The sequence below is a fragment of the Saccharopolyspora rosea genome, assembly GCF_025643595.1.
GTDB classification, from domain to species: Bacteria; Actinomycetota; Actinomycetes; order Mycobacteriales; family Pseudonocardiaceae; genus Saccharopolyspora; species Saccharopolyspora rosea.
Map to the genome: position 1 here is coordinate 3,820,625 of NZ_CP102826.1, position 11,331 is coordinate 3,831,955.

11 protein-coding genes are annotated in these 11,331 nt (G+C 70.3%); 8 read left to right on the forward strand and 3 right to left on the reverse strand.

The genetic code is table 11. From position 1 onward, the window contains the following. Positions 1–16: 16 nt before the first annotated feature. Positions 17–1,336, reverse strand: a complete 1,320-nt coding sequence (hisD, locus tag NV263_RS17835; RefSeq protein WP_263247447.1) for a histidinol dehydrogenase — start codon at positions 1,334–1,336, stop codon at positions 17–19. A 111-nt stretch (positions 1,337–1,447) separates the two neighbouring features. On the opposite strand from hisD, the gene NV263_RS17840 reads away from it, so the two are divergent. From NV263_RS17840 to NV263_RS17860, 5 genes are all read left to right on the forward strand, one after another. Then, positions 1,448–2,446, forward strand: coding sequence for a LacI family DNA-binding transcriptional regulator (locus tag NV263_RS17840; protein ID WP_263247448.1), 999 nt, complete (start codon positions 1,448–1,450; stop codon positions 2,444–2,446). Positions 2,447–2,562: 116 nt separating this feature from the next. After that, positions 2,563–3,270, forward strand: a complete 708-nt coding sequence (locus NV263_RS17845; RefSeq protein WP_263247449.1) for a GntR family transcriptional regulator — start codon at positions 2,563–2,565, stop codon at positions 3,268–3,270. A 122-nt stretch (positions 3,271–3,392) separates the two neighbouring features. Beyond that, the gene (locus NV263_RS17850; protein ID WP_263247450.1) at positions 3,393–3,524 is read left to right on the forward strand and encodes a hypothetical protein; all 132 of its coding nucleotides are present in this window, start codon (positions 3,393–3,395) and stop codon (positions 3,522–3,524) included. Positions 3,525–3,754: 230 nt separating this feature from the next. Continuing rightward, positions 3,755–4,993, forward strand: coding sequence for a sodium:solute symporter family protein (locus NV263_RS17855; protein WP_263254253.1), 1,239 nt, complete (start codon positions 3,755–3,757; stop codon positions 4,991–4,993). Continuing rightward, on the forward strand, positions 4,990–6,156 hold the full coding sequence (locus NV263_RS17860) for an NAD(P)/FAD-dependent oxidoreductase (protein WP_263247451.1): 1,167 nt from the start codon (positions 4,990–4,992) through the stop codon (positions 6,154–6,156). Before NV263_RS17855 ends, NV263_RS17860 begins: the two co-directional genes overlap by 4 nt. Before the next feature lie 216 nt (positions 6,157–6,372). On the opposite strand, the gene NV263_RS17865 is transcribed toward NV263_RS17860, so the two are convergent. Further along, positions 6,373–6,837 (reverse strand): MarR family winged helix-turn-helix transcriptional regulator, encoded by a 465-nt coding sequence (locus NV263_RS17865; protein WP_263247452.1) that lies wholly within the window; start codon positions 6,835–6,837, stop codon positions 6,373–6,375. Between the two features lie 171 nt (positions 6,838–7,008). Here NV263_RS17865 and NV263_RS17870 point away from each other — a divergent pair, with 171 nt between their 5' ends. Then, a complete protein-coding gene (locus NV263_RS17870; protein ID WP_263247453.1) occupies positions 7,009–8,211 on the forward strand; it encodes an MFS transporter in 1,203 nt (400 codons plus the stop codon). 56 nt (positions 8,212–8,267) lie between these two features. Next, on the forward strand, positions 8,268–9,086 hold the full coding sequence (locus NV263_RS17875; protein WP_263247454.1) for an aldo/keto reductase: 819 nt from the start codon (positions 8,268–8,270) through the stop codon (positions 9,084–9,086). A gap of 85 nt (positions 9,087–9,171) precedes the next feature. Here the strand turns inward: NV263_RS17875 and NV263_RS17880 are convergent, their stop codons facing one another. Then, positions 9,172–10,092 (reverse strand): LysR substrate-binding domain-containing protein, encoded by a 921-nt coding sequence (locus NV263_RS17880; RefSeq protein ID WP_263247455.1) that lies wholly within the window; start codon positions 10,090–10,092, stop codon positions 9,172–9,174. Positions 10,093–10,241: 149 nt separating this feature from the next. Here NV263_RS17880 and NV263_RS17885 point away from each other — a divergent pair, with 149 nt between their 5' ends. Beyond that, on the forward strand, positions 10,242–11,258 hold the full coding sequence (locus tag NV263_RS17885) for an aldo/keto reductase (RefSeq protein WP_263247456.1): 1,017 nt from the start codon (positions 10,242–10,244) through the stop codon (positions 11,256–11,258). Positions 11,259–11,331 lie beyond the last annotated feature (73 nt).

An 11,331-nucleotide genomic window follows, 5' to 3' on the forward strand; every position in this document is an offset into this window, starting at 1 on the left:
CTTTCGGTGCGGCTGGTCAGGATCGGGCGAACGCGTCGGGCGCCCAGGGCAGTTCCGCACCGCCGTACTTGGCGGCCCGCACATCGCCGGATCGGGCGTGCCCCTCGAACAGCTCGACGCGGGCCGCGCGGCCGCACACCTCGCCGAGCCGCGCGCTGGAGGCCGGGTCGGTGACTTCCTGGTAGGTCACGGTCTTGAGGTACTTGCCGACCCAGAGCCCACCGGTGTAGTGGGCCGCACCGCGGGTGGGCAGCACGTGGTTGGTGCCGATGACCTTGTCCCCGTAGGACACGCAAGTGCCTTCACCCAGGAACAGCGCACCGTAGTTGCGCATCTTCGCCAGCGCTTCGCGCGGCTGCGCGGTGAGGATCTGGACGTGCTCGCTGGCGTAGGTGTCGGCGAGTTGGTAAGCCGCGTCGAGGTCCTCGACGACGTGCACCTCGCCGTGGTCGCGCCAGGCGGGCTCGGCGTTGTCGCGGGTGGGCATCTCCGGCAGCAGCTCGTCGATGTGCTGGATGACCGAGCGCCCCAGCGCTTCCGAAGTGGTGATCAGCACCGCCGGCGAGTCCGGGCCGTGCTCGGCCTGGCTCAGCAGGTCCACCGCCACCACGAACGGGTCGGCGGTCTCGTCGGCCACGATCAGGACCTCGGTGGGACCGGCGAACAGGTCGATGCCGATCTCGCCGAACAGCTGCCGCTTGGCCTCCGCGACGAAGGCGTTGCCGGGACCGGCCAGCATGTCCACCGGCGCGATGGTCTCGGTGCCCAGCGCCATGCTCACCACCGCCTGCACGCCGCCGAGCAGGTAGATCTCATCGGCTCCGGCCAGGTGCATGGCCGCCACGGTGGCGTCCGGGACCTCGCCGCGGATCGGCGGCGTGCAGGCCACCACCCGCGGCACGCCTGCGGTCTTGGCCGTCAGGATCGTCATGTGCGCCGAGGCCAGCAGCGGGTACCGCCCGCCCGGCACGTACGCCCCGGCGGCGGAGACCGGGATGTGCTTGTGCCCCAGGTGGACGCCCGGCAGGGTTTCCACCTCGAACTCCCGCATGGACTCCAGCTGCCGCTCGGCGAACGAGCGGACCTGCCGCTGGACGAACTCGATGTCGCCGATGACCTGCTGCGGAACGCGCGAGACGATCTCCTCGATCTGCTCGGCGGACAGCCGGAACGACTCGGGCTGCCAGTTGTCGAACTTCCCCGAGTACTCGCGAACCGCCTGGTCACCGCGGGTGCGGATGTCGGCGATGATCGCCGCGACCTTGTCCTGCACGTCGGGCAACGAGGTCGTGGTCGCCGCCGAGGTGCTGACCGGGGCCTTGAGCGCGAAAGCCATGGGTGCCGTGATCCCTTTCTATGTTTACGTACACATCGCACCCTAGGCCGATAGGGTGTTTACGTAAACCCACAGTTCGAACTCCCTCGATCCAGCCCCTGGAGGTGCTCGGTGGTCACCAGCCGCGACGTAGCGCAGCTGGCCGGTGTCTCGCAGATGACGGTGTCCCGGGTCCTGCAGGGCAGCGACAAGGTCGCGCCGGAGACCCGGGAACGCGTACTGGCCGCGATGCGGGAAGCCGGCTACCGACCGCACGCCGCGGCGCGGACCATGCGGACCCGGCGCACCTCGACGGTGGGCGTCGTGGTCGCCGACATCACCAACCCCTTCTACCCGCAGCTGCTGGAAGCGGTCGGCCGGGCACTGGACGCGACCGGCCAGCGGATGGTGCTGTGGAACGCGCCCGACCCCGGCGGCTCAAGCGCCTTGCGAGCGCTGGACGAAGGCACCGTCGACGGCCTGATCTTCACCACCGTCACCGAAGGGTCCGACCAGCTCGCGCAAGCCCTCCGGCGGGGAGATCCGATCGTGCTGCTGCACCGCGGGCTGGACTCGCTGGACTGCGACCAGGTCACCACCGACAACCTCGCCGGCGGCCGAGCGGTCGCCGACTACCTGGTCGCCACCGGGCACACCCGGATCGGTTTCCTGCGAGGACCCGAACTGCCCAGCACCGCCCGACACCGCGAGCACGGGTTCCGCGAGCGCCTGGCCGAACTCGGTCGACCGCTGGCGCCGGAACTCACCGCCCAGGGCGGGTTCGCCCACGACCTCGCCCGGTCGGCGATGCGCGAACTCCTCGCGCAGGACGACCCGCCCACCGCGGTCTTCTGCGCCAACGACCTCACCGCGCTCGGCGCGATCGACGGCGCGGTGTCCCTGGGCCGACGCGTCCCCGAGGACGTCTGGGTGATCGGGTACGACGACATCGCGATGAGCTCGTGGGACTCCTACGACATCACCACGGTCCGCCAGCCCATCGCGGACATGGCCCGCGCCGCCGTGCACCTCCTGCTCGAACGCGTCGACGACCGCTCGCTGCCACCCCGCAAACAGGAATTCCCCAGCGAGCTCGTCATCCGCGGCTCCACCGCGCACACCACGACGTGATACCCGGCGCCGGTCCGCGCAGTTCACCGGACGCATTCGGGATGACGCGCCGACCGGTATTGATCATGCGAATCCACTATTGACCGGTCAATTGGCGTCCGCTAGATTTCCCGCTCATGGCAGTACCGGCGTACTTGCGGATCCGCAACGAGCTGGAGCAGCAGATCCGCTCCGGCGCGCTTCCGCCCGGTACCCGGCTGCCGACCGAGTCCGAACTGCAACGGGAGCACTCGATCGGCCGCGCGACCGCGCAGCGAGTGCTGACCGAGCTGGCGCAGGCGGGTTTGGTGGAGCGCCACCGCCGACGGGGAACGTTCGTCTCCTCAACTGCACGGCAGGAGAACCTGCTGCGCATGGCCAACCCAGTGCTGCAGGGCCCGGAGATCCCGGGGCGGCACGCGGTGGACTCGGTCACGCTGGTCCCGGCTCGTGACGCCGACGTCGATCTGCCCGGCGTGGCCGACGACGCACCGGTGCACCAGCTGCGACGGCTGAAGTTCGACGTCGACGAGAACCCGATCGCCGTCGAATTGTCCGTCATCCCGTTCTCATTGGCGCCCCGGTTGCACGATGAGGACCTCGCCCACCTGACCGTGCACGACTACTTCGCCCGCACCGGAATTCCCGCGGCGAAGTCCCGCGTCCACATCGACCCGGTCAACCTCGACGGGGCGACCGCGGCTCGGCTGCGGCTGCCCGAGGGCAAGGCGGTGATCCGCTTGCGGCGGCTGACCTGGCTGACCGGCGGCGATCTCGCCGAAGTGACGTGGACCGTGCTGCGACCCGACCTCGTCGAGTACTTCCTCGAACAGACGATTCCGTAGAAAAACGGGGGATTCTCCCGAAGTTCGGCGATCCCGAGTGGATCGGTTGACACGCCGTGCGCATGGCACGGACCACTGGTCCTCGATGGACATCGTCATCGGCGCACGAAGGAGTGTGACCATTGACAGCTCCTCGCATCGCGACCGACCACGGTCGCCACTTCCCGCCGGTCTCCGGCGAAATCGGCGCCGACCTGGTGCTGACCGGCAGCACCGCGGACCACCACGACCCCAGCCGCTTCACCAACGCGTGATCACTGGAGGCACCCCATGCCCACCGGTTCGACCGGACAGATCGTCGGGATCGTCCTCGCCAGCCTGCTGGTGATCGGCGCCGGCGCCGCGATGTCCGTCTACTTCGGACGTCGCGCGAAGACGTCCCAGGACTGGCTCGCGGCCAACGAATCACTGCCGCTGGTCGTCGTCGTCATCACCCAGTTACGCCGCCGCCGCGGGCGGTGGCGTCCTCATCGCCCACGTCGGGATCGGCTACAGCTCCGGGTGGTCGGTGTTCGTCTACGAAGGCTGCGTGCTGGTCGGTTTCCTGCTGCTCATGCTGATCGCGCGATGGCTGCGCCAGCAGCGGTTCACCACCGTGCCCGACGTCGTCACCCGCCTGTTCGGTCGGCACCGGCTGCTCACCGCCATCGCCGCGGTCGCCGCGCTGGTGGTCCCGTTCGGCTGGATCGCAACGCAATTCGTCGCCTTCGCTCGGCTCTTCGGGCAGCTGACCGGAATCCCGCTGCCCGTGCTCGTCGCGGTCATCACCATCGCTTCGCTGGCGTTCGTGCTCCCCGGTGGGCTGACCTCGGTGGCGTGGGCCGACTTCGTGTTCGGCATCGTCAAGATCACCATGGCGATCGTCGTCGCGCTCTACGGCATCCAGCTGGCCGGCGGCTGGGCGCACGTCACGCAGGCCGTGCCACAACGGCTGTGGGGCGTCGAGGGCATCACGGCCGTGGGCTGGAAGCAGATCTGGCTGTGGGCGGCCGCGATCGTCCCCGGGACGCTGACCAACCAGCTCTACTACCAGCGGGTGTTCGCGACCAAGCGGATCAACGACGCGCGTCGCGGCCTCGGGCTCTCCGGGCTGACGATGCTCATCAGCGGCGTCTACGCCGGGTGCATCGGGCTCGCGGTGCGCGCGATGAACCCGCACCTGGCCTCCCAGGAGGACGCCGCCGGTTGGCTGCTCACCCAGCTCCCGTCCTGGATGCTCGTGGTCTTCGCGGCGTTCCTCGTCTCGACGATCGTGGCCACCAGCGGCGCCGCCCTGCAATCGGTCACGGCCAACTTGACCCGCGACGTCTACCAGAACATCGCGGGCAAGAAGGCGAGCGAACGCCGGACCGTCGCACTGTCGCGGGTGCTGACCGTCGCGGTGTCGATCGTCGCGGCCGTGCTGGCGGTGGTGTTCCCGCAAGCCCTGCCCTGGCTCGTGGCCACCTACGCGTACTCGGCGGCCGCGCTCGCCGCGCCGATCTTCCTCGGCTACCTGCTGCACCGCCGCCGCCGACTCAACCCGGCGACCGCGATTGCGAGCATGGTGGCGGGAATGGTCGGTTGCGGTGCCGCACAGCTGGCGGACACCACCGTGCCCTACGCGGTGTACGGCATCGCCGCTTCGGCCGTGGTGATGCTGCTGATGACCGCGACGACATCCGGCAAGAGGGCCGACGCGCCTTCGTCGACCGTCGACCGAGAGATTGTGAGGGAACAATGAGGATCGCTGTCGTGGGCCTCGGAGTGCTGGGTGCCGGCGTCGCCCGGTCGCTGGCCCTGCGGGGCGCCGAGGTGACCGTGTTCGAACAGACCGCGGCGCTGGCCGGGACGTCGGGCACGTCGTTCGCCTGGACCAACTCGCACAGCAAGAACCCGCGGTCCTACCACGACCTCAACGTCGCCGGGATCGCCGAGCACGATGCGCTCGCGCAGCACACCGGCGGCGCACCGGAGTGGCTGGTGCGCAACGGGAACCTGGAGTGGGCCGAAGATCCCGCCGGCGCGGACCGGCTCGCCGCCTCGGTCGCCGAACTCGTCGACCGCGACTACCCCGTCGACTGGATCACCCCGCAACGGGCCCGCGAACTCGTGCCCGACCTGCGCATCCCCGACCACGTCGCGGACATCGCCCACTACCCCACCGAAGGACACATTTTCCCGGCGCTGCTCGTGTCGCGGCTGTGGGGCGAAGCGCGCGACCACGGCGCACGCCTGCGCTGCCCCGCGACGGTGCTCGGCCTGTCCGAAACCGGCAGCGGAGTGCGGATCGAGCTGTCCGACGGCGTCGCCGAGGCCGACGTCGTCGTCCTCGCGGTCGGCCGCTGGACCGAGGCGCTCACCGCGTCAGCGGGCCACCGGGTCGCCATGGCCGATCCCGACGCCGCGGGAAGCGTGACCGTCGGGATGCTCGGCTACACCAACCCGCTGCCCACGAGGCTGGACCGCGTCCTCACCACACCGAGGCTCAACGTCCGCCCGGACGGCGGTGGTCGTCTGATCGTGCAGGGCCTGGACCTCGACGCCGACGCCGACCCGGCCAACCCGCCGGCGATCGACGGCGACCACGCCCGGCAGTTGTGCGCCCGCCTCAACGACCTGCTCGACGGCACCGAAGGCGCCCACTTGCAGTCCCTGCGCATCGGCCAGCGCGCCATGCCCGCCGACGGCCGAACCGTCGCCGGGTTCCTCGGCGACCGAGGCAGGATCTACACCCTCGCCACGCACAGCGGCATCACGCTCGGCCCGCTGCTCGGGCGGCTGGCCGCGCAGGAAGTCCTCACCGGGGATCCCGCGGACCTCCTCGCGGACTTCCGCCCCCAGCGCCTCATCGGCCGCACCGAACTTCCCGAACTCCAACCGGCCCGCTTCGCGGGCCAGCAATGACGCTCCACATCGGACGGACGAAGAGGCTCGGCGTCCGGCGGCACGTACCCGCTGCGCACCACCGCCGAACACCAGGCCGGGCGGCTGCCCATCCGCCTTCGGGAACTCAAGGGCACCGGGAGCCGCCCGCGCGGCGACGCCGAGGGGAGCAGTCCCGACGTCCTCGCGCTCCGGCAGCGGCGCAGCCTCTCGACTCCGCGCGCCGATCAGCGCCGATCAGCGCTGCACTGCTCCCGGACGCTGCGTCAGCCCGTGCAGCGACTCGACCAACGGGGCGAGCTCCGGGGTTTCCTCCGCCGCGGCGAGCGCTGCTTCCAGCGCCGCGTCGTGCGTCGGACGGGCCTGCTCCAGCAGAGCCCGGCCCGCGTCGGTGAGCTCGGTGTAGATGCCCCGGCGGTCCTCCTTGCAGAGAACGCGGGTCAGCAGCTCGCGGTCCTCCAGCCGGCTGACCAGTCGCGTCGTCGCGCTGCCGCTGAGCGCCGTGGCGCGGGCGAGCTGCTGCATGCGCATGTGCCAACCGTCCTGCCTGCCGAGCGCGTCGAGAACCGTGTACTCGACGACCGAGAGGCCGTGTTCGGCCTGGAGCGCTTTCTCCAGCGCGGCGTCGAGCATCCCGTGCAGCGCAGCGAGCGTGCGCCAGCCGTGGGCACGCACTTCGACGGCATCGTCGGCGATTCCCACGAGCACCTCCTCCCGGTGGACCTGCTACGCCGATGATATCAGCTTTCTCCTATATGAGGCGTGTGCAACTATATGCCACGTCACAATACATGCTCGTTGAACTATCACGCGTGTGCAACTATTGTCGACGCCTGCAAGCTTCAAACGCAGTCGAACAGGAAGACCCTGCACATGCCTCTCGCGCTCCTGGCGCTCGCCATCGGCGCCTTCGGGATCGGCACCACCGAGTTCGTGATCATGGGTGTGCTGCCGCAGGTCGCCGGCGAGTTCAGCGTCAGCATCCCCGCCGCCGGTTGGCTGGTGTCCGGCTACGCGCTCGGCGTCCTCGTCGGCGCACCGATCCTCACCGTCCTGGGCACCAAGGTGTCCCGCAAGAGGATGCTGCTGTTCCTGATGGGCGTCTTCATCGTGGGCAACGCGCTGTCCGCCGCCGCCCCCACCTTCGCCGTCATGCTGATCGGCCGGGTCGTCGCCTCGTTCGCCCACGGCGCGTTCTTCGGCATCGGTTCCGTGGTCGCCGCCAGCCTGGTCGCCCCCGAGAAGAAGGCCTCGGCCATTTCGCTGATGTTCATGGGGCTGACCGTCGCCAACATCATCGGCGTCCCCGGAGGCACCTACGTCGGGCAGGTCGCGGGCTGGCGGGTCACCTTCGGCATCGTCGCCGCGCTCGGCCTCGTCGGGTTCCTCGGTGTCGCCGTGCTCGTCCCGGAGCAGGGCAAGCCCGAGGCCGCGAGGATCCGCACCGAGTTCGCCGCGTTCCGCAACGCGCAGGTCTGGCTCGCGTTGGCGATGACGGTCCTGGGATACGGCGGCGTGTTCGCCGCGATCACCTACATCGCGCCGATGATGACCGATGTCGCGGGTTACTCCGCGGGCGCGGTGACCTGGCTGCTCGTGCTGTTCGGCAGCGGCATGTTCCTGGGCAACCTGCTGGGCGGCAAGTTCGCCGACAGGGCTCTGATGCCCATGCTCTTCGTCACGCTCGCCGCCCTCGCGGGCGCGCTGCTGCTGTTCACGGTGACGGCGCACAGCCGAGTCCTCGCCGCGATCACCCTGCCCGCCATCGGCGCCCTGGGCTTCGCCACCGTGCCCCCGCTGCAGAAGTGGATCCTCGACCAGGCATCCGCGGCCCCGACCCTGGCTTCCGCCGCCAACATCGGCGCCTTCAACCTCGGCAACGCCCTCGCGGCCTGGCTCGGCGGTGTCGTGATCGCCGCCGGATTCGGCTACACCTCGCCGAACTGGGTCGGAGCCGCGCTCTCCGGCACCGCACTGCTGCTGTCGTTGCTCGCGGCCTTCCTCGATCGACGCAGCCGGGCGACCGGGCCCAGCACAGCGCCCAGCCCCGCCGAGCCGGTGGCCGCCCAGCACTGACCCCGTCCCGCGACGGGGACCTTCGTCCGCAACGCTCACGAGGAGATCCACGAATCATGGTTCCCAGCACCACCCTCAACAACGGCGTCGAGATCCCGCAGCTCGGCTTCGGCGTGTTCCAAGTGCCGGACGCGGAGACCACCGCCGCGGTCGCGGCCGCCCTGCAGGCCGGTTACCGCTCCATCGACACCGCCGCGATCTACGGGAACGAGGCCGGAGTCGGCCGCGCCCTCGCCGAATCCGGCATCGCCCGCGACGACCTGTTCGTCACCACGAAGCTGTGGAACGCCGACCAGGGCTACGACACCACCCTCGCGGCCTTCGACCGCAGTCTGGGCGAACTCGGGCTGGACCACGTGGACATGTACCTGATCCACTGGCCCACCCCGGCACGCGACCGGTACCTGGAGACCTGGAAGGCCATCGAGAAGCTGGTGGCCGACGGGCGGGTTCGCGCCGCCGGCGTGTCGAACTTCCAGCCCGCGCACCTGCGCCGGCTGCTCGACAACAGCGCCGTCGTCCCGGCGGTGAACCAGGTCGAACTGCACCCCGGCCTCCAGCAGCGCGAGCTGCGCGCCTTCCACGCCGAGCACGGCATCGCGACCGAGGCGTGGAGCCCCCTGGCCCAGGGCGCGCTGCTCCGCGAGGGCGCGCTGACCGAGATCGCGGACCGGCACGGCAAGTCGCCCGCGCAGGTGGTCCTGCGCTGGCACCTGCAGCTGGGCAACATCGTGATCCCGAAGTCCGTCACCCCGTCCCGCATCCGCGAGAACATCGACGTCTTCGACTTCACCCTGTCCGAAGACGAGATGGCCGCGATCGCCGCGCTCGACCGCGGTATGCGCACCGGGCCGGACCCCGACGTCCTCAACTGAGCACCCGCCGCGCAGGTCGCACGGGCCGCCGGTGCGGCCCGTGCGCCTCCTCGCCCCTCGGCGGCCGAGCACGCCCGTCGGGAAGTCACCGTTCCGACGGGCGGTTCGGTTCGGCACCGCTGGTGCGCAGGACCGTGGCGCGGAACGTCGCCACCACGGGCCGCAGATCGACACGGTGCCACGCGGCCCACAGCTGGACGCAACCGTCGTGCCAGGGCAGCTCGCGCACCGCGACCTCCTCGGTAGTGGCACCGGCCATGCTCTTCTGCACGAGCGCGAGTCCCAGCCCGGAGGCGACCAGACCGAGCGCGGTCAGCGGTTCGGCGGCATCGAGGCGGATGTCGGGGGTGAAACCGGCTGCGGTGCAGGAGGCGACGAACGTGTCCCGCCAGGCTGGGTCCTGGGCGTTCTCGACCGCGATCCACGGCCGGCCGTCGAGGTCGCCAGGGGTGATTTCCTCCTGATCTGCGAGTGGATGCCCGGCGGGCAGGGCGAGCAGCAACGGGTCCTGGAACAGCGGTGCGGCCAGCAGGTCGGCATCGTCGGCGGACGGCGGTTCGTGGACGAGCGCGATGTCCAGGCTGCGCTGCCGCAGGCCCTCGAACTGCGCGGCGGGGGCCAAGTTGTACAGCGCGATGTGGACGTCGGGTTGCGCGTCGCGCAGCGCGCGCAGCGCACCGGGCAGGATGCCGGTGTGGATGGCGTCGGCGACGTAGCCGATGCACAGGCCGCCCTCTTCTCCGCGGCCCAGCCGGCGGCCCAGACTCTCCAGCCGGTCGGCGTGCCGCAACAGTGCGCGGGATTCGGCCAGGAAGACCTGTCCGTCCCGGGTGAGCCGGATTCGCTGCTGGCCGCGCTCGAACAGGGTGAGCCCGAGGTTCTTCTCCAGCTGCGCGATCTGCCTGCTCAACGGCGACTGGGAGATGTGCAGCCGCTCGGCGGCCTGGCCGACGTGCTCGGTCTCGGCGACGGCGACGAAGTAGCGGAGTTGCCGCAAGTCCAACATGTAAGACCTCAGAAGACTCAAGTCCGTCCAAGTAAGTCTTGGACAGTCTCAAGTCTGGTCCGTAGCGTCGAACGCGTCAACCGGCGGACCGCGCACCCGGTGCGCGGAACGTCTTCGCAACACGACTCGCACAGCAAGGAACTCCCACCATGTCCCTCGATTCCTTCCTGCCCGGCTCGCTCGGCTTCGGCACCGCACCGCTGGGCAACATATTCCGGGCCATCCCCGACGAGGACGCCGCGGCGACCTTGGAGGCCGCCTGGGACAACGGCATCCGCTACTTCGACACCGCCCCCGTCTACGGCGCGGGCCTGGCCGAAATCCGGCTCGGTGAAGCGTTGGCCGACCGCCCCCGCGACGAGTTCGTGCTGAGCACGAAGGTCGGCCGCGTCATCCTCGACGAGATCGAGGACCCCGCCGCCCGCGACCTCGGCGAGAAGGGCGGGATTTTCGAACACGGAAGGCCCAACAAGGTCGTCAACGACTACTCGGCCGACGCCACGCTGCGCTCCATCGAGGACAGCCTCCGGCGGCTGCGGACGGACCGCCTCGACATCGTGTGGGTGCACGACGTCGCGCAGGACTTCTACGGCGACGAGTGGCTGTCCGTGTACGAAACCGCCCGCACCGGCGCGTTCCGGGTGCTGCAGAGGCTGCGCGACGAAGGCGTCATCAAGGCGTGGGGTCTCGGTGTCAACCGGGTCGAACCCCTGGAGCTGACGCTCGACCTCGACGAGCCGAAGCCGGACGCGTTCCTGCTCGCCGGCCGCTACACGCTGCTCGACCACGAACGCGCCCTGCAGCGGCTGTTGCCGGCCGCCGAGTCCCGGAGCGTGGACATCGTCATCGGCGGACCGTACAGCTCCGGCGTCCTCGCCGGCGGCCAGCACTTCGAATACCAGCAGGCCCCCAGCTCGATCCTCGCCGAAGTGGAGCGCATCAAGGCGATCGCGGACCAGCACGGCGTGGGCATCAAGGCGGCGGCGCTGCAGTTCTCCCTCGCCCACCCCGCCGTCGCCGCGGCCATTCCCGGTGCCACCCGGCCGAGCCGCATCGCCGAGGACGTCGCCGCGCTCGGCGAGACCGTCCCGGCGGAGTTCTGGACGGCCCTGCGCGCGGAAGGACTGATCGCGCCGCACGCCCCGGTCCCGGGCGTGCGCGGGTGACCGCTGCACCCGGTCGGTGAACCCCGGACCGGTTGCGGTCCGGGGGAATCCGAAGTGGACTGATCGGCGACGG